This window comes from Meridianimarinicoccus sp. MJW13, assembly GCF_014901205.1.
Lineage (GTDB): Bacteria > Pseudomonadota > Alphaproteobacteria > Rhodobacterales > Rhodobacteraceae > Meridianimarinicoccus.
The window spans coordinates 404,068-424,132 of record NZ_JACNMU010000001.1 but is presented as its reverse complement, the minus strand read 5'-3'; the positions used below and the strand labels follow the sequence as shown (position 1 = coordinate 424,132).

Genomic DNA, 20,065 nt, shown 5'->3' with positions numbered 1-20,065 from the left:
GCCTAAGGACCGAACCCATGGCTCGCGATTATCCCCTCGACCGGTACCGCAACTTCGGTATCATGGCGCACATTGATGCAGGCAAGACCACCTGCTCTGAGCGTATCCTGTTCTACACCGGCAAGTCCCACAACCTCGGCGAAGTGCACGATGGCGCGGCGACAATGGACTGGATGGAACAGGAGCAGGAGCGGGGCATCACCATCACCTCGGCTGCAACCACCACCTTCTGGGAGCGCACCGAGGACGGCGTAACAGCCGACACCCCGAAGCACCGCCTGAACATCATCGACACCCCCGGCCACGTTGACTTCACCATCGAAGTCGAACGCTCGCTGGCGGTTCTCGACGGTGCCGTCTGTGTTCTGGACGCCAACGCCGGTGTCGAGCCGCAGACCGAAACCGTCTGGCGTCAGGCCGATCGCTACAAGGTTCCGCGCATCGTTTTCGTCAACAAGATGGACAAGATCGGCGCCGACTTCTTCAACTGCGTGCGCATGATCGAAGATCGCACCGGCGCGGTTGCTGTTCCGGTGGCTCTGCCCATCGGCGCCGAGAACGAGCTGGAAGGCCTCATCGACCTGGTCACCATGAAAGAGTGGCTGTGGAAAGGTGAAGATCTGGGCGCGTCCTGGGAGAAGGTCGATATCCGCGACAGCCTGAAAGACGTGGCTGAAGAGTGGCGCGGCAAGATGATCGAAGCGGCCGTCGACATGGACGACGACGCGATGGAAGCCTACCTCGAAGGCGAAGAGCCCGATGTGGCAACCCTGCGCAAACTGCTGCGCAAGGGCACTCTGGCCATGGCTTTCGTTCCGGTTCTGGGCGGTTCGGCGTTCAAGAACAAGGGTGTCCAGCCGCTGCTGAACGCCGTGATCGACTATCTGCCCAGCCCGCTGGACGTGGTCGACTACATGGGCTTCAAGCCGGGCGACGAGGAAGAAGTGCGCGACATCCCGCGCCGTGCGGATGACAACATGCCGTTCGCCGGTCTGGCGTTCAAGATCATGAACGACCCCTTCGTCGGTTCGCTGACCTTCACCCGGATCTATTCGGGCAAGATGAACAAGGGTGACTCGATCCTGAACTCGACCAAGGGCCGCAAAGAGCGCATCGGTCGGATGATGATGATGCACTCGAACAACCGCGAAGAAATCGATGAAGCCTTCGCAGGCGACATCATCGCGCTGGCGGGTCTGAAAGACACCACCACGGGCGATACCCTGTGTGACGCCAAGGATCCGGTGGTTCTGGAAACCATGACCTTCCCGGATCCGGTGATCGAGATCGCGGTCGAGCCGAAAACCAAGGCCGACCAGGAGAAGATGTCCCAGGGTCTGGCCCGTCTGGCCGCTGAAGACCCGTCCTTCCGCGTGGAAACCGACCTGGAATCGGGTCAGACCATCATGAAGGGCATGGGCGAACTTCACCTCGACATCCTGGTGGATCGTCTGAAGCGCGAATTCAAGGTCGAAGCCAACATCGGCGCGCCGCAGGTGGCCTACCGCGAGACCATCGGTCACGAGGTCGAGCACACCTACACCCACAAGAAGCAGTCGGGTGGTTCGGGTCAGTTCGCCGAAGTCAAGATGGTCATTTCCCCGACAGAGCCTGGCGAAGGCTTCTCGTTCGAGAGCAAGATCGTTGGTGGCGCCATTCCGAAGGAATACATTCCTGGCGTCGAAAAGGGCATCAAATCGGTTATGGATAGCGGCCCGCTGGCCGGCTTCCCCGTCATCGATTTCAAGGTCGCGCTGATCGACGGCAAGTTCCACGATGTGGACTCCAGTGTTCTGGCGTTCGAAATCGCGGGCCGGATGTGTATGCGCGAAGGCATGCGCCGTGCCGGTGCCAAGTTGCTGGAACCGATCATGAAGGTCGAAGTGATCACGCCGGAAGAATACACCGGTGGCATCATCGGCGACCTGACGTCCCGTCGGGGTCAGGTGCAGGGTCAGGACACCCGCGGCAACGCGATCGCGATCGACGCCTTCGTGCCGCTGGCCAACATGTTCGGCTACATCAATACGCTGCGGTCCATGTCTTCGGGCCGGGCAAACTTCTCGATGCAGTTCGATCACTATGATCCGGTGCCGCAGAACATCAGCGACGAGATCCAGGCAAAATACGCCTGATCGGGACGGCGGGGTTAACCCCGCCCTACCACCCACCGTAGGGCGGGGCTCACCCCGCCGACCGTAAAAAGATAGCAGGAGGCCATCATGGCAAAGGAAAAGTTTGACCGCAGCAAGCCGCACGTGAACATTGGCACGATCGGCCACGTTGACCACGGCAAGACGACGCTGACCGCGGCGATCACCAAGTATTTCGGTGATTTCAAAGCCTACGACCAGATCGACGGCGCGCCGGAAGAGAAGGCCCGTGGCATCACCATCTCGACCGCGCACGTGGAATACGAGACCGACGACCGCCACTACGCGCACGTCGACTGCCCCGGCCACGCCGACTATGTGAAGAACATGATCACCGGTGCCGCGCAGATGGACGGCGCGATCCTGGTGGTGAACGCGGCCGACGGCCCGATGCCCCAGACCCGCGAGCACATCCTGCTGGGCCGCCAGGTTGGCATCCCGAAGATGGTCGTGTTCATGAACAAGGTCGACCAGGTGGACGACGAGGAGCTGCTGGAGCTCGTGGAAATGGAAATCCGCGAACTGCTGGAAAGCTACGAGTACCCGGGCGACGAGATCCCGATCATCGCCGGCTCGGCGCTGGCCGCGATGGAAGGCCGTGATCCGGAAATCGGCGAGAACAAGATCCGCGAACTGATGGCGGCCGTGGATGAGTACATCCCGACCCCGGACCGCGCCGTGGACCAGCCGTTCCTGATGCCGATCGAAGACGTGTTCTCGATCTCGGGCCGCGGCACCGTGGTTACGGGGCGTGTCGAGCGTGGCGTGATCAACGTCGGCGACAGCATCGAGATCGTGGGCATCCGCGACACCACCACCACCACCTGCACCGGTGTGGAAATGTTCCGCAAGCTGCTGGACCGTGGTGAAGCGGGCGACAACATCGGCGCGCTGCTGCGCGGCATCGACCGTGAAGGCGTGGAGCGCGGGCAGGTTCTCTGCAAGCCGGGTTCCGTGACCCCGCACACCAAGTTCGAAGCCGAGGCCTATATCCTGACCAAGGAAGAAGGCGGCCGTCACACGCCGTTCTTCGCGAACTACCGTCCGCAGTTCTACTTCCGCACCACGGATGTGACCGGCACCGTGACGCTGCCGGAAGGCACCGAGATGGTGATGCCGGGTGACAACCTGAAGTTCGAGGTCGAGTTGATCGCCCCGATCGCGATGGAAGAAAAACTCCGCTTCGCCATCCGCGAAGGCGGCCGCACGGTCGGCGCTGGCGTGGTGTCGAAAATCATCGAGTAACAAGACCTTCGGGAATGACTGTGGGGCGCCCGATAATGGGCGCTCCACCTCTCTTTTCTGTGCCGCGAAAGGCGACAAGAATGCAAAGCCAAAACATTCGCATCCGGCTGAAGGCGTTTGACTATCGGGTTCTGGATGCCAGCACCCAGGAGATCGTCAATACCGCCAAACGGACGGGCGCAACCGTGCGCGGGCCGATCCCGCTGCCGAACAAGATCGAGAAATTCACCGTTCTGCGTGGTCCGCACGTGAACAAGAAATCTCGTGACCAGTTCGAGATCCGCACGCACAAACGCCTGCTCGACATTGTTGACCCGACCCCGCAGACCGTGGACGCGCTGATGAAGCTCGACCTCGCGGCCGGCGTTGACGTCGAAATCAAGGTTTGAGGAGGGCAGACATGATGCGCTCTGGCGTTATTGCGAAAAAGGTGGGCATGACCCGCCTGTTCATGGAGGACGGGAAGCAGATCCCCGTGACCGTTCTTCAACTCGACAACCTGCAGGTCGTTGACCAGCGGACCACTGAACGCGATGGCTACACCGCGGTTCAGCTGGGCGCCGGCACGGCCAAGGCCAAACGTGTGAGCCAGGCCATGCGCGGTCATTTCGCTGTTGCGAAAGTGGCCCCCAAGCGCAAGCTGGTGGAATTCCGCGTGGCCCCGGAAAACCTGATCGACGTGGGCGCCGAGATTTCGGCTGACCATTTCGTCGAAGGCCAGAAGGTCGATGTGTCCGGCACCTCGATCGGTAAAGGCTTTGCCGGTGCCATGAAGCGGCACAACTTCGGCGGCCTGCGCGCCTCGCACGGCGTGTCGATCTCGCACCGTTCGCACGGTTCGACCGGCCAGTGTCAGGATCCCGGCAAGGTGTTCAAAGGCAAGAAGATGGCCGGTCACATGGGCGCTGCCCGTGTCACCACCCAGAACCTGGAAGTGGTTCGGACCGATGCCGACCGTGGCCTGATCATGGTCAAGGGCGCGGTGCCGGGTTCGAAAGGCGGCTGGGTCACCATCAAGGATGCCGTGAAGAAGAAACTGCCCGATGGCGTGCCGTTCCCGGCTGCCCTGAAAGTGGTGGAAGCTGCGGCGACCGAAGCACCGGCAGAAGCTCCGGCTGAAGCCCCTGAAGGAGGTGCGGTAGAATGAAAGCGCAAGTGATCAAGCTCGACGCTTCTGAAGCGGGCGATGTCGATCTGAATGACGACATCTTCGGCCTGGAGCCGCGCGCAGATATCCTGCAGCGTGTGGTCCGTTGGCAGCGCAACAAGGCGCAGGCCGGCACCCACAAGGTCAAGACCCGGTCCGAGACCAGCTATTCGACCAAGAAGATCTATCGCCAGAAGGGCACCGGCGGCGCACGCCACGGTGACCGGAACGCACCGATCTTCCGCAAGGGCGGTATCTACAAGGGTCCGACCCCGCGCAGCCACGCGCACGATCTGCCGAAGAAGGTCCGCGCTCTGGGCCTGAAGCACGCCCTGTCGGCGAAGGCACAGTCGGGCAACCTGGTTGTGATCGAGGACGCGGCTCTGGACGCGGGCAAGACCAAGGCTCTGGCCACTGCGGTCAAGAACCTGGGCTGGAAACGCGCCCTGATCATCGATGGGGCAGAAGTGAACGCGAACTTCGCGCGCGCTGCGTCCAACATCGAAGGTCTGGACGTGCTGCCGTCGATGGGCGCCAATGTCTATGACATCCTGAAGCGTGACACCCTGGTGATCACGAAAGCGGGTGTCGAAGCGCTGGAGGCGCGCCTGAAATGAGCACCAAAGCCGAACTCTACGACGTGATCCGCAAGCCGATCGTCACCGAGAAAGCGACCATGGCCTCCGAGGCCAACGCGGTTGTCTTCGAAGTGGCCATCGACGCCAACAAGCCGATGATCAAGGAAGCCGTCGAGACCCTGTTCAACGTCAAGGTGAAGGCCGTCAACACGACCATCACCAAGGGCAAGGTCAAGCGTTTCCGCGGCATGCTGGGCAAGCGCAAGGACGTCAAGAAAGCCTATGTGACGCTCGAAGAGGGCAACACGATCGACGTCTCCACCGGTCTGTGATCGGGACGGCGGGGTGAACCCCGCCCTACGAAATCGGAAAGGCCCTCGCAGCGATGCGGGGGCTTTTCTTTTGCTCCGGGGAATTGTGGGGGTAGGGTGGCCCGAGACTGGGAAGGCAGGCCATGATCACCGAGGTTGAGGACTTTTTCACGCGTGGTTGCGGACGGTGTTCACGGTTCGATACGCCGGCGTGTTCCGCGCACCACTGGGCCGAGGGGCTGGCGTCTCTGAGACGGATCTGTCTGCAAGCAGGTCTTGGGGAAGCCGTGAAATGGGGGCATCCCTGCTATATTCACGCAAGCCGCAATATCGTTCTGATGGGTGCTTTCCGGGAAGATTTCCGGTTGACCTTCTTCAACGCCGCGTTGTTGAAAGATCCGGCTGGCATTCTGCAACGCCGGGGGCCGAATACCCAGAACCCCGACACGGTGGTTTTTACTTCCGCCGCCGGGGTGCGGGACCGAGAGAGCCTTCTGCGCGCCTATCTGGAGGAGGCCAAGGGCTATGCAGAGCGCGGCATCAGGGCGCCCAAAGTCGTGCGAACACTGGATCTACCGGTGGAACTGGAAGATGCGCTGACGGAGGATCCAGAGTTGGCAGAGGCGTTTTCAAATCTGACGCCGGGGCGCCAACGCAGCTATGCCATTGCCCTGAATTCCGCCAAGAAGCCGGAAACCCGAGTGGCCCGAATTGCCAGATTTCGCCCCGGGATTTTGGCAGGCAAGGGGGCCCTTGAACGCTGAGGTCAGGTTTTTCCGGGCCCGCGCTTGACCCTCCCCTGAGGCTCCTTTAGAGGGAACCATCCAATCGGCCCCGGATTCGTCCGGGGCTGATGGTTTTTATGAATTCGGGCACCTTCGGGGGCCTTTAGCCAGGGGCGCTTGCGTCCCGCCAACAACGGAAGACAGAAAGCATGGCACTCAAGTCGTACAAACCGACGACGCCTGGCCAGCGTGGGCTGGTTCTGATCGACCGTTCGGAGCTCTGGAAAGGGCGCCCGGTCAAATCCCTCACCGAGGGTCTGACCAAGTCGGGCGGCCGGAACAACACCGGACGGATCACCTCTCGCCGCCGTGGTGGTGGCGCGAAGCGTCTCTATCGCATCGTCGATTTCAAGCGTCGCAAGTTCGACGTCGAAGGCGTTGTCACCCGGATCGAATACGACCCGAACCGGACCGCGTTCATCGCCCTGATCACCTATACCGACGGCGAGCAGGCCTATATCCTGGCCCCGCAGCGTCTGGCGATTGGCGACAAGGTCGTCTCGACCGAGAAGGCCGATATCAAGCCGGGCAACGCGATGCCGTTCTCGGGCATGCCGATCGGGACCATCGTTCACAACATCGAACTGAAGCCGGGCAAGGGCGGTCAGATCGCACGCGCCGCGGGCACCTACGCCCAGTTCGTCGGCCGTGACGGTGGCTACGCCCAGATCCGCCTCAGCTCGGGCGAACTGCGCCTGGTGCGTCAGGAATGCATGGCCACTGTCGGTGCCGTGTCGAACCCCGACAACTCCAACCAGAACTACGGTAAAGCCGGTCGTATGCGCCACAAGGGCAAGCGTCCGTCGGTCCGTGGTGTCGTCATGAACCCGATCGATCACCCCCATGGTGGTGGTGAAGGCCGGACTTCGGGTGGCCGTCACCCGGTGACCCCCTGGGGCAAGCCGACCAAGGGTGCCCGCACCCGTGACACCAACAAGGCGTCGCAGAAGCTTATCATCCGCTCGCGTCACGCCAAGAAGAAGGGCCGCTAACATATGGCACGCTCCGTTTGGAAAGGGCCTTTCGTTGACAGCTACGTGCTGAAGAAGGCCGAGAAAGTCCGCGAAAGCGGCAAGAACGAAGTCATCAAGATCTGGTCGCGTCGTTCGACCATTCTGCCCCAGTTCGTGGGTCTGACTTTCGCCGTCTACAACGGCAAGAAACACATTCCGGTTGCCGTGTCCGAGGACATGATCGGCCAGAAGTTCGGCGAATATTCTCCGACCCGGACCTATTACGGTCACGCGGCGGACAAGAAAGCGAAGCGGAAGTAAGTCATGGGCAAGGCAAAGAATCCCCGCCGCGTGGCTGAAAACGAAGCAATGGCGAAAACGCGCATGCTTCGGACCAGCCCGCAGAAACTGAACCTGGTTGCGCAGATGATCCGCGGCAAGAAGGTCGAGAAGGCACTGACCGATCTCACCTTCTCGAACAAGCGGATCGCTGGCGACGTGAAGAAATGTCTTCAGTCCGCCATCGCCAACGCCGAGAACAACCACAACCTGGACGTGGACGAGCTGGTCGTCGCCGAAGCCTATGTCGGCAAGAACCTGACCATGAAGCGCGGTCGCCCGCGTGCCCGTGGCCGGTTCGGCAAGATCATCAAGCCGTTCTCGGAACTGACCATCAAGGTCCGCCAGATCGAGGAGCAAGCCTAATGGGTAACAAAGTCAATCCCGTCGGCATGCGCCTGCAGGTCAACCGGACCTGGGACAGCCGCTGGTACGCCGACAGCAAGGACTTCGGCGACATGCTTCTGGAAGATGTTCGCATTCGCGAATTCATCTTCAAGGAATGCAAGCAGGCCGGCATCAGCCGCATCATCATCGAGCGTCCGCACAAGAAGTGCCGCGTGACCATTCACTCGGCGCGTCCGGGTGTGATCATCGGCAAGAAAGGCGCGGATATCGAGCTGCTTCGCAAGAAGCTGGCCAAGATGACCGACAGCGAAGTGCACCTGAACATCGTCGAGGTTCGCAAGCCGGAACTGGACGCACGTCTGGTCGCCGAGAACGTCGCGCAGCAGCTGGAGCGCCGGGTGTCTTTCCGCCGCGCCATGAAGCGCGCCGTGCAGAACTCGATGCGGATGGGCGCCCTGGGCATTCGTCTGAACGTCGCCGGCCGTCTGGGCGGTGCAGAGATCGCGCGGACCGAATGGTATCGTGAAGGCCGCGTGCCTTTGCACACCCTGCGGGCCGACGTGGACTATGCACTGGTCGAAGCCGTCACGCCGTATGGCATCATCGGCATCAAGTGCTGGATCTTCAAAGGCGAGATCATGGAACATGATCCTCAGGCGCGTGACCGCAAGGCGGCCGAGCTTCAGGATGGTCCTGCCCCCCGTGGCGCAGGCGGCGGTGGCCGTCGCGACCGCGACCGCTAAGGAGAGCGACAAATGCTTCAGCCAAAGCGTACAAAATTCCGCAAGCAGCACAAAGGCCGTATCCACGGTCAAGCCAAGGGCGGTTCGGACCTCGCGTTCGGAACCTACGGCCTGAAGGCCCTGCAGCCGGAGCGTGTTACCGCACGTCAGATCGAAGCCGCACGCCGTGCCATGACGCGTCAGATGAAGCGTCAGGGCCGTGTCTGGATCCGCATCTTCCCGGATGTGGCCGTGACCTCCAAACCCACCGAAGTCCGGATGGGTAAAGGTAAGGGTTCGGTCGACTTCTGGGCAGCCAAGGTCAAGCCGGGTCGGATCATGTTCGAGATCGACGGCGTCAGCGAAGCCGTCGCCCGCGAGGCCCTGCGCCTTGCGGCGATGAAGCTGCCGATCAAGACCCGCGTGGTGGTCCGCGAGGACTGGTAAGCGGCGGCGGGGTGATCCCCGTCCTGGGAAATGGACCCCTGTCGAGCGATCGGCGGGGGTCTTTTCGTTTGGCCTGCGTTCAGGCTACATTCCAGCATTTCGATGTTTTAATCTTCCGGCTTTCGCCCTAGGCTCTGCCCGATCAGAAGGAGCCAAGGCATGAGACATCCGATCATGGGAAAAGCGCGCGGGGCAGGCCCCGTCATGGCCATTGCACTGGCGGGTCTGACCCTGGTGGCGGTACCCTCCGCCGCCCAGATGGGGCAGGGCGGGCACAGGATGCAGCATCATGGCGCCGATGGCACCGGCCACGACATGCGCGTGATGCCGGGGCTGCGCGGCGACAACGCGACGCCGCAGGAAAGCGCGGAATTGCAGGTCCTGTTCCACCATTTCGATACGCTGAGCCGCGAGGTTGAATTGCTGCCCGATGGCATCCGCACCGTGACCCGCGCCTCGGATCCCATGGTGGCCGAGGCGCTGATCAGCCATGTGGTCGGCATGATCGGCCGGGTGGAAGCCGCAGACGATCCGCAGATCTATATCCAGAGCCCGACCCTGGACATCTTCTTTCTGCGCGGGGACAGCATCACCTCGACCATCGAGACGACCCAGGACGAGATCGTCGTCATCCAGACCTCGACCGATCCCGAGGTGGTCGCGGCCCTGCAGACCCATGCAGCCGAGGTCACGCGCATGGCGGACCAAGGGATGCATGCCGTCCACATGATGATGATGGAGCGGGCGCAAAACTGACCCCTGATCGCGTACGGGTGGGGCAAGGCTTGGGCGTGCGGAACAGGGCTGCTATCAAGGCCGCACTTCTGTCACCACATCCGGCATTGCGTGCATGACCAATCCCTTCAAAGACGGCCCTTCAGCACAGGATGCAGGCGCCCATGGCCATCCGTGGAAAATCTCGGATGTGGTCCTGTTTCCGTTGCTGGGATTGGGGCTTGTCCTTGAATGGGTCTGGCCGACCACGCTCCCGCTCTGGCGTGTGACTGGAGGTGTGTTAGGGGTCGGGCTGTTCCTGTTCGGGTTCTGGCTGATCCACCGCGCCAAGACGGAACTGGACAAGGCAGACCAGCCGTCGCTGCCGGGGGCTGCGACGACGCGGCTTGTCACCACCGGACCCTTCGCCTGGTCGCGCAATCCGAACTATCTGGGGGCAGCGCTGGCCGGGATCGGCGGGGCGCTGGCGCTGGAATCCTGGTGGCTCATCGCCACGACACTGCTGGCCTGTGCGATACTCGAGGTCTGGATGATCCGGCCCGAGGAACGTTATCTTGCCGAACGGTTTGCAGAGGAATACCAAGACTACCGACGCCGGACCCGGCGCTGGTTGTGACGACCGGCAGTGGTGCGGCCACAGGAGATCACCGCATGCCTACCATCGAATCCCTCTTTGTCACCCGCCTGTATCGCGCCGCCCTGTCGGAGTTCGGAACACCCGTCGATCCGGCCGAACTGGAATCCTCCTGCATGGTCATCGCGCAGGATGACGAGGCCGGGCAGGACTGGTGCGAGGAAAACGGCTATCCCGGCTACACCTCCTATGCCTCGCTGACCGACCTGCCGTGGCGGTTTCCGATCTTTGCCGATGTGGTGGCAACCCTTGATCTGCATGTGGCGGAATTCGCCAGGGATCTGGAGTTCGATCTGGACGGCCGCGCGCTGAAGCTGGAAGACATCTGGATCAACATCCTGCCCGAGGGCGGCATGCACGCCTCGCACATCCATCCGCATTCGGTGATCTCGGGCACGACATATGTGGCGATGCCGGAAGGGGCCAGCGCGCTGAAGCTGGAAGATCCGCGATCCGCCCGCATGATGGCCGCGCCAGCGCGCGCGAAACAGGCCCGGCGCGAGTTGCAGACCTTCGTCTACGCCAAGCCAACGGTCGGCGACGTGCTGCTGTGGGAAAGCTGGCTGCGCCACGAGGTGCCGATGAACATGGCCGAGGACGAACGGATCAGCGTGAGCTTCAACTACGGATGGGAATAGGGCACAAGTTGCCCGTTTGATCGCCCGGACGCGGCCTCACTGGCTGTTTTCCACATTCTCCCTTGCCACCAAAGCCCCCGTCTTGTAGGCAGCGCCATCTCACGGATTCCCGCTTGCGGGATTCGTGGTTATTGCCATTCAACCACCGGGCTTCGGGTGACCCTGAACCAACCGTCAGGGGCTTGCTGGTGTATTGAGAAAGGAACGGCGCATGAACGCCACTGAACTGCGTGACAAGACGCCCGATCAGCTCCGTGACGAGCTGGCCGCGCTGAAAAAGGAGGCCTTCAACCTCCGCTTCCAGAGCGCCACGGGCGCCATGGAAAACACCGCGCGTACCCGCGTTGTCCGTCGTGACATCGCGCGTGTGATGACCGTGCTGAACGAAAAAGCCGCTGCTGCAGCCGCCGAATAAGGAGCCTTAGACATGCCCAAGCGTATCCTGTCCGGCACTGTGACCAGCGCCAAGAACGACCAGACCGTCACCGTATCGGTAGAACGTCGGTTCAAGCACCCGGTTCTTCAGAAGACCATCCGGAAATCGAAGAAGTACCGGGCCCACGACGAGGCCAACACGTTCAAGGAAGGCGATTTCGTTCGCATCCAGGAATGTGCGCCGAAGTCGAAGACCAAACGCTGGGAGGTCGTGACCGCTTAAGGTCACGCCAACCGGTTTCATCGAAACCCTGGGGCCTATGTCTGTAAAGCGGTCCCAAAGGTCGGGAGTATCCCATGATCCAGATGCAGACAAATCTGGATGTTGCTGACAACTCTGGCGCTCGCCGAGTTCAGTGCATCAAGGTTTTGGGCGGATCCAAACGGAAATATGCCTCCGTGGGCGACATCATCGTGGTGTCGGTCAAGGAAGCCATTCCGCGTGGCCGCGTCAAGAAAGGCGACGTTCGCAAGGCTGTCGTCGTGCGCACCGCCAAGGAAGTTCGCCGTGAAGACGGCACCGCCATTCGCTTCGATCGCAACGCTGCTGTTATCCTGAACAACAACAACGAGCCGATCGGCACCCGGATCTTCGGACCGGTTGTGCGCGAACTGCGCGCGAAGAACTTCATGAAAATCATCTCGCTTGCTCCGGAGGTGCTGTGATGGCTGCCAAACTCCGCAAGGGTGACAAGGTCCGCGTTCTCGTGGGCAAGGACAAGGGCCGCGATGGCGAGATCCAGTCCGTCGATCCAAAAGCCGGCAAGGCTGTCGTGGAAGGCGTGAACATGGCCATCCGCCACACCAAGCAGACGCAGAACTCGCAAGGGGGTCGCGTGCCGAAGGCAATGCCGATCGACCTGAGCAACCTGGCTCTGCTGGACGCCAACGGCAAACCGACCCGCGTCGGCTTCCGTGTCGAAGACGGCAAGAAAGTGCGTTTCGCCAAGTCCACCGGGGAGGCCGTGTGATGCTGGATACCGCAGACTACACCCCGCGCCTGAAGGCCCAGTATCGGGAAACGATCCGCGCCGCGCTGAAGGAAGAATTCTCGTACAAGAACGAGATGATGATCCCGAAGCTGGAAAAGATCGTCCTGAACATGGGTGTCGGCAAAGCCGTGCAGGACACCAAGAAGGTGAAATCGGCCCAGGCCGACCTGACCCTGATTGCCGGTCAGCACGCTGTCGTGACCCGCGCCAAGAAATCGGTGGCAAGCTTCCGCGTTCGCGAAGACATGCCGCTGGGAACCAAGGTGACCCTGCGCGGTGACCGGATGTATGAATTCCTCGACCGTCTGATCACCATCGCGCTGCCGCGCGTGCGTGACTTCCGGGGCGTGAAAACGACGTCGTTCGACGGCCGTGGCAACTATGCCATGGGCCTGAAAGAACACATCGTGTTCCCGGAAATCGAATACGACAAGGTCGATGAAGTCCGCGGCATGGACATCATCATCTGCACCAACGCATCCACCGACGCGGAAGCCAAGGCGCTGTTGAAAGCTTTCAACATGCCCTTCACCAGCTGAGCCGCGGGAGAAATCACGACATGGCAAAAAAATCGATGATTGCTCGGGAAGTGAAGCGTCAGAAGCTGGTGGAGAAATACGCCGCCAAACGCGCTGAACTGAAAGAGATCGCAACCGACGAAAACCGCCCGATGGAAGAGCGCTTCAAGGCGCGTCTGAAGCTGGCGAAGCTGCCGCGGAATTCCTCGGCAACCCGTCTTCATAACCGGTGTCAGCTGACCGGCCGTCCCCACGCTTACTATCGTAAGCTGAAGGTCAGCCGTATCGCGCTGCGGGAACTTGGCTCGAACGGCCAGATCCCCGGTATGGTCAAATCGAGCTGGTAAGGAGCGTATATAATGAACGATCCTCTCGGTGATATGCTGACCCGTATCCGCAACGCGCAACTGCGCGGCAAGTCCACCGTGACTTCGCCCGCGTCCAAACTGCGCTGCTGGGTGCTGGATGTTCTGGCCGACGAAGGCTACATCCGCGGCTATGAGAAAACCACGGATCTCAACGGCCACCCGGCCATTGAAATCAGCCTGAAATACTTCGACGGCACCCCGGTCATCCGCGATCTCAAGCGCGTTTCGACCCCTGGCCGCCGCGTCTATGCCGCCTCGCAAAACCTGCCTCAGGTCAAGCAAGGCCTGGGCGTTTCCATCGTCTCCACACCTCAGGGTGTGATGTCGGATGCAGCTGCACGTTCTGCCAATGTTGGCGGCGAAGTGCTCTGCACCGTATTCTAGGGAGGTCCGGAAATGTCTCGTATTGGCAAGAAACCGGTCGACATTCCTTCGGGCGTGACCGCGAACGTGTCGGGTCAGACCATTGAAGTGAAGGGCGCGAAAGTGACCCGCAGCTTCACTGCGTCCGACGACGTTTCGGTCTCCGTGGAAGACAACACCATCGTGATCACGCCGCGTGGCATGTCCAAGCGGGCGCGTCAGCAGTGGGGTATGACCCGCACCATGATCCAGAACCTCGTGACCGGTGTTACCACCGGGTTCAAGAAGGAGCTGGAGATCAACGGTGTGGGTTACCGGGCACAGATCCAGGGCAACTCCCTGAAGCTGGCGCTTGGATACAGCCACGATGTCGACTTCGCGATCCCCGAAGGCATCACGGTCACCTGCCCTAAGCAGACCCAGATCGTGGTCGAAGGGACCGATGAACAGCTCGTTGGCCAGGTTGCGGCAAACATCCGCGAATGGCGTGCTCCGGAACCCTACAAGGGCAAGGGCATCAAGTACAAAGACGAGTTCATCTTCCGTAAGGAAGGCAAGAAGAAGTAAGGACGCGAGAAATGGCAAACAGCAAAAGGGAACTGTTCCTGAAGCGCCGTCTGCGCGTTCGGAACAAGCTTCGCAAGATGAACTCGGGGCGCGTGCGCCTGAGCGTTCATCGTTCGAACAAGAACATCAGCGTCCAGCTGATCGACGATGTGAAAGGGGTCACCCTGGCCTCGGCCTCGTCGCTCGAAAAGGATCTGGGCATCACCGGCAAGAACAACGTCGAGGCCGCCGCGAAAGTGGGCACCGCGATTGCCGAACGTGCCAAGGCAGCTGGTGTCGAAGAATGTTACTTCGACCGTGGCGGCTTCCTCTTTCACGGCAAGGTGAAGGCTCTGGCCGACGCTGCGCGTGAAGGCGGACTGAAGTTCTGAGGAGACGATAGATGGCAAGAGAAGATAACCGCCGGGGTGGTCGCGATCGCGACGAAAATCCGGAATTCGCCGATCGTCTCGTGGCGATCAACCGGGTCTCGAAGACCGTCAAGGGTGGTAAGCGTTTTGGCTTCGCCGCACTTGTGGTCGTCGGCGATCAGAAGGGCCGTGTCGGGTTTGGCAAGGGCAAGGCGAAAGAGGTCCCCGAGGCCATTCGCAAGGCCACCGAGCAAGCCAAGCGCAACCTCATCCGTGTGCCGCTGAAAGAAGGCCGCACGCTGCACCACGACGTCCACGGGCGTCACGGGGCAGGCCGGGTGACCATGCGCACGGCACCGACCGGGACCGGCATCATCGCCGGTGGTCCGATGCGCGCCGTGTTCGAAATGTTGGGTGTTCATGACGTGGTGGCGAAGTCCATCGGGTCGCAGAACCCCTACAACATGATCCGCGCAACGCTGGACGGGCTTCAGAGCGAATCCAGTCCGCGTATGGTGGCGCAACGCCGTGGCAAGAAGGTTGCCGATATCCTGCCCAAGCGGGATGACGCACCGGCGGCCGATGCGTCGGCCGAAGCGGCTGAAGCCTGAGGAGACTGACCCATGGCGAAAACCATTGTTGTAAAGCAGATCGGCTCGCCGATCCGTCGCCCCGCCAAGCAGCGTGAAACGCTGATCGGCCTGGGCCTGAACAAGATGCACAAGACCCGTGAACTGGAAGACACCCCTTCCGTGCGCGGCATGGTCAACATGATCCCGCATCTGGTCGAAATCATCGAAGAACGGGACTGATCCTGATCTTCTGATAGATTGATGGCGTCCCGCGATAGCGGGGCGCTTTTTTCGTTGTGCATTTGCTGGAGTGACCAGATGTTCTTTCCCCAAAAATCCCTGTTCGACGCCATGCAGACATGGCAGCGGGCCAATCTGGCCACTGCCGAGATGATGATGGCGGCGAACCTCGTGATTCTGAACCGGACGACCCAGATGATGCTGGGGATGATGTCCTCGCAGGAAGCGGCGCGGATGATCTTCGAGAAACCCGCCGCCTTTGCCAAGTCGATGGAAATGGCGGCCCGGGCGCAGGCCGCAGGGCGGGACCATGCGGCGATGGCGCTGGCTGCGGTCAGGCCGATCCGCACCAAGACCCGCGCCAATGCGCGGCGGCTGTCACGGCCCCGTCGCTGAAGGCTGTCGCAATCAACTGGGCTGGCGCAGCCACAGCAAGATGGCCAGGATCACCAGAAGGCTCAGCCAGATCGCGCCATTGATGAGGCTGTGCCGCTTGGCGCGTTTCTTTTCGTACCAGCGCCGGGGGGTGATGCCGCGTGTCAGCATCACCGCCTGCGCCGACAGGTTGATGCAGACGATGTTCATCAGCAGCATCACGCCGGCCTCCAGCGCGTGGTAGCCTTGGCTGAAGCCCAGAAACAACCCGATGGCCGTGGCCGGCGGCAGCAGCGCCACCGCGACCATCACCCCGACCAGCGCCGAGGATACCCCGGTCACAAGGCTCAGCGCGGCGGCCGCCCCCGAGGCCAGGGCAATCGCCAGCCCGTCAAAGCCGATGTCGGTGCGGCTGAGCAATTCGTCCGCGTCCGAGATCGGCATCAGCAGCCCGATCACGAAGCCAAGCGCGATGCTCAGCACCGTGCCGATCACCAAGGCTGCCGCCGAGCGCAGGATCAACTTGCCGTCGCCAAGCGCGACGCCCACCGACAGGGCCAGGTTGGGGCCCAGCAGCGGCGCGATCACCATGGCGCCCAGAACCACCGGCACGTTGTCCTCCAGCATCCCGAAGGCCGCCACCACGGTCGAAAGCAGCACGAAGACCAGATAGGCGCGGTCGATCCGCCCCTGCTTTTCCACCTGCTCATAGATCTCTTCCCGCGACAGCCCGCCGGGAAGTTTCATGGCCTTTTCGGCCTCTTCCTCGGGATCCGGTTCGGCGTCTTCCTCCTCCTCCTCTTCCTTGCGGGGGAGGGACGTGTCGACCGGTACGATGGCAAGGCGCCAGCCGTCCTGGCTGTCAAGTTCGGTCTGGATGGCGTCCAGCAGGTTCTGACGGCAGTCGTCATCGGCCAGGATATGCAGGGTCCAGCGGGTCTTGTCGCCGGAATCCTCGCGGTGTTTCATCACCGCGCCGTCGCAAATGTCCTTGGCGGTGGCGAAGATCTTGTCGCAGGCGTGGTTGGGAAGACTGAGGATGATCAGGCGCATCCTTCCTTGATACGGCAGCAGGCGGGCCTGCCAAGCCCAAAAAAGCGTGGGGCGGGCACGCGCGAACGGTCTTGATCCCGCCCTTGATCGGCTGGCAATCCGGCACGGGGTGAAGAAAGAGGTCAACAGAGAAGGAGCAAGACCCGCGAGCTGGAGGACACCCCTTCCGTGCGCGGCATGGTCAACAAGATCCCGCATTTGGTCGAGATCATCGAAGAACGCGGCGAGTAATCGCAGCCCTTCGCAGAAATTGAACGCCCCGGTGGGAGCGCTGGGGCGTTTTTCGTTTTTGGGGATTGACCCGTTTGGCCGCGCCTCAGGGTGTTCGGTCCTGAAAGTGAGGCGTCATTCTACTCATGAGATCTAGTGCGTTGGCGTAAAGTCCCTTGTCTCCAAGAGCCGCAGCAGCGGCGCCGATCGAAATCACGCCACGATAGAATTGATTTTCAAAGTCATCGGCATGTTCGGCCAGAAGTGGGGAACTCGTGTAGCCAAGGAGCTGAAATTTGCCCAGCTCAGGGTCGTATAGTTCAAGGACATGGGGGGCTGCAGCATGTACGAACCCGGAATAGACGCGATACAGATAACCCGATGCAGCAATTGATACATGATCGTGCTTCCCACCATTTGTGACTTTTGAAACGTAGTTACGAATATCTTTGCGACTGGTTTGGTGCTTGTTCTTGGGCCTCTTTTGATAGTCTGTGGTTTCAGGCTCCTCCATCCAAAAGGCGTCCAAATACTCATCATGCTTCCCGGTCGAGTCGTGCCCCAAAAGTGGATATGCGAGAAACAAGATATCTTCGTGTATCTCGTCCAATGTTCTCTGAATGACTCCAAGTTCTTGCAGGTAGCCGCCCTGAAGGAGTAGCCGACCGGCTCCAAGTCCGCTGACATATCTAACAGCCTTCAGCAGAACTGCTTGCTCGGTCAGTTTCTCTTCGAACCTGTAGGCGAGTGTTCCGCGAAAGCGGATGTCTACAGGCGGTGGCACCGATTTAGAGAGCTGTTCAACGGCACTTTCGAACCAGGTCAACTTGGGAATAGGCCGGGGCAAAACTATGTCCTTCACGCTACAACGCCAGCCTTGCCGATCATTCCAAAGATGTCTATACGCCTCCGGTGGTCATTCGAGACCCGACTCAAGCAACAAGAAATGCCGTGGCTGGCCCCGTTTTCGCTTCGGGGGCTACATCCGGCAAGGAGAAGCGACATGAAACTGAATGAACTGCGTGACAACGACGGCGCCGTCAAGAAATCCAAACGCGTTGGCCGTGGCCCGGGTTCGGGCAAGGGCAAGATGGCTGGCCGTGGTATCAAGGGTCAGAAATCGCGTTCGGGCGTGGCCCTGAACGGCTATGAAGGCGGCCAGATGCCGCTGTACCAGCGCCTGCCGAAGCGGGGCTTCAACAAGCCCAACCGCAAGAAGTTCGCGGTCATCAACCTCGGCATCCTGCAGAAATTCATCGAAGCCGGGAAGCTGGACACCGCCAACCCGGTGGACGAAGACGCATTGGTGGCTTCGGGCCTGGTGCGCCGCAAGCTGGACGGCGTCCGGGTGCTGGCGAAGGGCGAGATCACCTCGGCCGTCAACCTGACCGTGACCGGCGCTTCGCAAGCCGCCGTCGACGCGGTGGCCGCGGCCGGTGGTTCGCTGACTGTCGCAACTCCGGCGGCCGCCGAGTAAGTGGTTGTGGGCGGCGTCCAAGCCGCTTACATCCTCTCAAAGGTTTTCAGCGCCGCCGACCGGAAACCCGGTTCGGCGGCGCCCGCATGAAAGAGACACCACATGGCATCAGCAGCGGAACAGATGGCCGCGAACATGAGCTGGGGCGCCTTCGGCAAGGCGACCGAGCTGAGGCAGCGCATCCTCTTCACCCTGGGACTACTGATCGTCTACCGCCTGGGCACCTATATTCCGGTGCCGGGCATCGACGGCGGCGAATTGCGTGCCTTCATGGAACAGGCGTCCGCCGGCATTGGCGGCATCCTGAACATGTTCACGGGCGGCGCCATCAGCCGGATGGGCATCTTCGCCCTAGGCATCATGCCCTATATCTCGGCCTCGATCATCATTCAGCTTCTGGCCTCCATGTGGGCGCCGCTGGAGCAATTGAAGAAAGAGGGCGAGCAGGGCCGCAAGAAGATCAACCAGTACACCCGGTACGGCACCGTGGCGCTGGCGCTGTTCCAGTCCTATGGCCTGGCGGTCAGCCTGGAATCCGGCGGCCTTGCCCATGATCCGGGCTGGTTCTTCCGCATCGCCTGCATGATCACGCTGGTCGGCGGCACCATGTTCCTGATGTGGCTGGGCGAACAGATCACCCAGCGTGGCATCGGCAACGGCATTTCGCTGATCATCTTCGTGGGCATCATCGCCGAGGTTCCCGCAGCCCTGGCGCAATTCCTGGCGTCGGGCCGCTCGGGCGCCATCAGCCCGGCTGTCATCATCGCGGTGATCGTCATCATGATGCTGACCATCGGCTTCGTGGTGTTCATGGAACGCGCGCTGCGCAAGATCCACATCCAGTACCCGCGCCGCCAGGTTGGCATGAAGGTCTATGACGGCGGCTCGTCGCATCTGCCGATCAAGGTGAACCCGGCGGGCGTGATCCCGGCGATCTTCGCCAGTTCGCTGCTGCTGCTGCCGACGACACTGGCCACGTTCTCGGGCAATTCCACCAGCCCGGTCATGTCGACGATCCTGGCCTATTTCGGGCCCGGTCAGCCGCTGTACCTGCTGTTCATGGTCGGCATGGTGGTGTTCTTCACCTACTTCTACACCCACAACGTCGCCTTCAAGGTCGAAGACGTGGCGGACAACCTGAAGAACCAGAACGGCTTTGTGCCGGGCATCCGTCCGGGCAAGCGCACCGCCGAGTACCTGGAATACGTGGTCAACCGCGTCCTGGTACTGGGGGCTTCCTATCTGGCGCTGGTCGTGCTGCTGCCCGAGATCATGCGTTCGCAACTGGCGATCCCGTTCTACTTCGGGGGCACCTCGGTGCTGATCGTCGTGTCGGTCACCATGGACACGATCCAGCAGGTGCAGTCGCATCTTCTGGCGCACCAGTACGAAGGGCTGATCGAAAAGTCGCAACTGCGTGGCAAGAAGCGCAAGAAAGGCCCGGCGCGGCGCTAACATTGCCGGTCAAGCCGCTTGGTGCTTGCCTGAGAACCCCAAAGGCCCTTTTACT

Annotated in this window: 31 protein-coding genes and 1 pseudogene; 30 read left to right on the top strand and 2 right to left on the bottom strand. The window is 61.3% G+C overall.

Annotated features, from left to right (window positions below; genetic code table 11):
- Nucleotides 1–17 precede the first annotated feature (17 nt).
- The 27 genes from fusA (at nucleotide 18) to H8B03_RS01915 (ending at nucleotide 15,836) form a co-directional block, all read left to right on the top strand.
- Nucleotides 18–2,135 (top strand): elongation factor G, encoded by a 2,118-nt coding sequence (fusA, locus tag H8B03_RS02045; protein ID WP_193139765.1) that lies wholly within the window; start codon nucleotides 18–20, stop codon nucleotides 2,133–2,135.
- A gap of 87 nt (nucleotides 2,136–2,222) precedes the next feature.
- Nucleotides 2,223–3,398 (top strand): elongation factor Tu, encoded by a 1,176-nt coding sequence (tuf, locus tag H8B03_RS02040; RefSeq protein ID WP_193139763.1) that lies wholly within the window; start codon nucleotides 2,223–2,225, stop codon nucleotides 3,396–3,398.
- An 80-nt stretch (nucleotides 3,399–3,478) separates the two neighbouring features.
- Entirely contained in the window at nucleotides 3,479–3,787 is a 309-nt protein-coding gene (gene rpsJ, locus H8B03_RS02035; RefSeq protein ID WP_009503373.1) for a 30S ribosomal protein S10, read from the top strand.
- Between the two features lie 14 nt (nucleotides 3,788–3,801).
- The gene (gene rplC, locus H8B03_RS02030; protein WP_193140124.1) at nucleotides 3,802–4,545 is read left to right on the top strand and encodes a 50S ribosomal protein L3; all 744 of its coding nucleotides are present in this window, start codon (nucleotides 3,802–3,804) and stop codon (nucleotides 4,543–4,545) included.
- Entirely contained in the window at nucleotides 4,542–5,162 is a 621-nt protein-coding gene (gene rplD, locus H8B03_RS02025; RefSeq protein WP_193139761.1) for a 50S ribosomal protein L4, read from the top strand. Before rplC ends, rplD begins: the two co-directional genes overlap by 4 nt.
- Complete coding sequence (locus H8B03_RS02020) at nucleotides 5,159–5,455, top strand: 50S ribosomal protein L23 (RefSeq protein ID WP_193139759.1); 297 nt, start codon at nucleotides 5,159–5,161, stop codon at nucleotides 5,453–5,455. Before rplD ends, H8B03_RS02020 begins: the two co-directional genes overlap by 4 nt.
- Nucleotides 5,456–5,577: 122 nt before the next feature.
- Nucleotides 5,578–6,198 (top strand): YdeI family protein, encoded by a 621-nt coding sequence (locus H8B03_RS02015; protein WP_193139757.1) that lies wholly within the window; start codon nucleotides 5,578–5,580, stop codon nucleotides 6,196–6,198.
- A gap of 170 nt (nucleotides 6,199–6,368) precedes the next feature.
- The gene (gene rplB / locus H8B03_RS02010) at nucleotides 6,369–7,211 is read left to right on the top strand and encodes a 50S ribosomal protein L2 (RefSeq protein WP_193139755.1); all 843 of its coding nucleotides are present in this window, start codon (nucleotides 6,369–6,371) and stop codon (nucleotides 7,209–7,211) included.
- Between the two features lie 3 nt (nucleotides 7,212–7,214).
- On the top strand, nucleotides 7,215–7,493 hold the full coding sequence (rpsS, locus tag H8B03_RS02005; RefSeq protein WP_193139753.1) for a 30S ribosomal protein S19: 279 nt from the start codon (nucleotides 7,215–7,217) through the stop codon (nucleotides 7,491–7,493).
- A gap of 3 nt (nucleotides 7,494–7,496) precedes the next feature.
- Nucleotides 7,497–7,877 carry a 50S ribosomal protein L22 gene (gene rplV, locus H8B03_RS02000; RefSeq protein WP_193139751.1) on the top strand — a complete coding sequence of 127 codons (381 nt, stop codon included), beginning with the start codon at nucleotides 7,497–7,499 and terminating at the stop codon, nucleotides 7,875–7,877.
- A complete protein-coding gene (rpsC, locus tag H8B03_RS01995) occupies nucleotides 7,877–8,602 on the top strand; it encodes a 30S ribosomal protein S3 (protein WP_193139749.1) in 726 nt (241 codons plus the stop codon). Before rplV ends, rpsC begins: the two co-directional genes overlap by 1 nt.
- A 12-nt stretch (nucleotides 8,603–8,614) precedes the next feature.
- On the top strand, nucleotides 8,615–9,028 hold the full coding sequence (gene rplP, locus H8B03_RS01990) for a 50S ribosomal protein L16 (RefSeq protein ID WP_193139747.1): 414 nt from the start codon (nucleotides 8,615–8,617) through the stop codon (nucleotides 9,026–9,028).
- 159 nt (nucleotides 9,029–9,187) lie between these two features.
- Nucleotides 9,188–9,784, top strand: a complete 597-nt coding sequence (locus H8B03_RS01985; protein WP_226925633.1) for a hypothetical protein — start codon at nucleotides 9,188–9,190, stop codon at nucleotides 9,782–9,784.
- 94 nt (nucleotides 9,785–9,878) lie between these two features.
- Nucleotides 9,879–10,379 carry an isoprenylcysteine carboxylmethyltransferase family protein gene (locus tag H8B03_RS01980; RefSeq protein ID WP_193139746.1) on the top strand — a complete coding sequence of 167 codons (501 nt, stop codon included), beginning with the start codon at nucleotides 9,879–9,881 and terminating at the stop codon, nucleotides 10,377–10,379.
- Nucleotides 10,380–10,414: 35 nt separating this feature from the next.
- A complete protein-coding gene (locus H8B03_RS01975) occupies nucleotides 10,415–11,035 on the top strand; it encodes a TIGR02466 family protein (protein WP_193139744.1) in 621 nt (206 codons plus the stop codon).
- A gap of 211 nt (nucleotides 11,036–11,246) precedes the next feature.
- Nucleotides 11,247–11,450: a 50S ribosomal protein L29 gene (rpmC, locus tag H8B03_RS01970; protein ID WP_193139742.1), complete on the top strand. Its 204-nt coding sequence runs from the start codon at nucleotides 11,247–11,249 to the stop codon at nucleotides 11,448–11,450.
- Between the two features lie 12 nt (nucleotides 11,451–11,462).
- On the top strand, nucleotides 11,463–11,693 hold the full coding sequence (rpsQ, locus tag H8B03_RS01965; RefSeq protein ID WP_193139740.1) for a 30S ribosomal protein S17: 231 nt from the start codon (nucleotides 11,463–11,465) through the stop codon (nucleotides 11,691–11,693).
- A 74-nt stretch (nucleotides 11,694–11,767) separates the two neighbouring features.
- Nucleotides 11,768–12,136 (top strand): 50S ribosomal protein L14, encoded by a 369-nt coding sequence (gene rplN, locus H8B03_RS01960; protein WP_011567679.1) that lies wholly within the window; start codon nucleotides 11,768–11,770, stop codon nucleotides 12,134–12,136.
- Nucleotides 12,136–12,441, top strand: coding sequence for a 50S ribosomal protein L24 (rplX, locus tag H8B03_RS01955; RefSeq protein WP_193139738.1), 306 nt, complete (start codon nucleotides 12,136–12,138; stop codon nucleotides 12,439–12,441). The genes rplN and rplX overlap by 1 nt, the downstream gene beginning before the upstream one ends.
- A complete protein-coding gene (rplE, locus tag H8B03_RS01950; protein ID WP_193139736.1) occupies nucleotides 12,441–13,001 on the top strand; it encodes a 50S ribosomal protein L5 in 561 nt (186 codons plus the stop codon). Before rplX ends, rplE begins: the two co-directional genes overlap by 1 nt.
- A gap of 20 nt (nucleotides 13,002–13,021) precedes the next feature.
- Nucleotides 13,022–13,327 (top strand): 30S ribosomal protein S14, encoded by a 306-nt coding sequence (rpsN, locus tag H8B03_RS01945; protein ID WP_193139733.1) that lies wholly within the window; start codon nucleotides 13,022–13,024, stop codon nucleotides 13,325–13,327.
- Nucleotides 13,328–13,339: 12 nt separating this feature from the next.
- A complete protein-coding gene (gene rpsH, locus H8B03_RS01940; protein WP_193139731.1) occupies nucleotides 13,340–13,732 on the top strand; it encodes a 30S ribosomal protein S8 in 393 nt (130 codons plus the stop codon).
- 12 nt (nucleotides 13,733–13,744) lie between these two features.
- Nucleotides 13,745–14,278, top strand: coding sequence for a 50S ribosomal protein L6 (rplF, locus tag H8B03_RS01935; RefSeq protein WP_193139729.1), 534 nt, complete (start codon nucleotides 13,745–13,747; stop codon nucleotides 14,276–14,278).
- Nucleotides 14,279–14,289: 11 nt separating this feature from the next.
- Nucleotides 14,290–14,649 (top strand): 50S ribosomal protein L18, encoded by a 360-nt coding sequence (gene rplR, locus H8B03_RS01930; protein ID WP_193139727.1) that lies wholly within the window; start codon nucleotides 14,290–14,292, stop codon nucleotides 14,647–14,649.
- 11 nt (nucleotides 14,650–14,660) lie between these two features.
- Nucleotides 14,661–15,239, top strand: coding sequence for a 30S ribosomal protein S5 (gene rpsE / locus H8B03_RS01925; protein WP_193139724.1), 579 nt, complete (start codon nucleotides 14,661–14,663; stop codon nucleotides 15,237–15,239).
- A gap of 12 nt (nucleotides 15,240–15,251) precedes the next feature.
- A complete protein-coding gene (gene rpmD, locus H8B03_RS01920) occupies nucleotides 15,252–15,440 on the top strand; it encodes a 50S ribosomal protein L30 (RefSeq protein WP_193139722.1) in 189 nt (62 codons plus the stop codon).
- 78 nt (nucleotides 15,441–15,518) lie between these two features.
- On the top strand, nucleotides 15,519–15,836 hold the full coding sequence (locus H8B03_RS01915) for a hypothetical protein (RefSeq protein WP_193139720.1): 318 nt from the start codon (nucleotides 15,519–15,521) through the stop codon (nucleotides 15,834–15,836).
- Between the two features lie 12 nt (nucleotides 15,837–15,848).
- Here the strand turns inward: H8B03_RS01915 and H8B03_RS01910 are convergent, their stop codons facing one another.
- Nucleotides 15,849–16,868: a TIGR00341 family protein gene (locus H8B03_RS01910; RefSeq protein WP_193139718.1), complete on the bottom strand. Its 1,020-nt coding sequence runs from the start codon at nucleotides 16,866–16,868 to the stop codon at nucleotides 15,849–15,851.
- Nucleotides 16,869–17,003: 135 nt separating this feature from the next.
- Here H8B03_RS01910 and H8B03_RS01905 point away from each other — a divergent pair.
- Nucleotides 17,004–17,099 (top strand): annotated as a pseudogene (locus tag H8B03_RS01905) (uL30 family ribosomal protein); the annotation flags it as partial.
- Nucleotides 17,100–17,184: 85 nt separating this feature from the next.
- On the opposite strand, the gene H8B03_RS01900 reads toward H8B03_RS01905, so the two are convergent.
- Complete coding sequence (locus H8B03_RS01900; RefSeq protein ID WP_193139716.1) at nucleotides 17,185–17,940, bottom strand: hypothetical protein; 756 nt, start codon at nucleotides 17,938–17,940, stop codon at nucleotides 17,185–17,187.
- A gap of 141 nt (nucleotides 17,941–18,081) precedes the next feature.
- Here H8B03_RS01900 and rplO point away from each other — a divergent pair, with 141 nt between their 5' ends.
- Nucleotides 18,082–18,555: a 50S ribosomal protein L15 gene (rplO, locus tag H8B03_RS01895; protein WP_193139714.1), complete on the top strand. Its 474-nt coding sequence runs from the start codon at nucleotides 18,082–18,084 to the stop codon at nucleotides 18,553–18,555.
- A gap of 102 nt (nucleotides 18,556–18,657) precedes the next feature.
- Nucleotides 18,658–20,010, top strand: coding sequence for a preprotein translocase subunit SecY (secY, locus tag H8B03_RS01890; RefSeq protein WP_193139711.1), 1,353 nt, complete (start codon nucleotides 18,658–18,660; stop codon nucleotides 20,008–20,010).
- Nucleotides 20,011–20,065 lie beyond the last annotated feature (55 nt).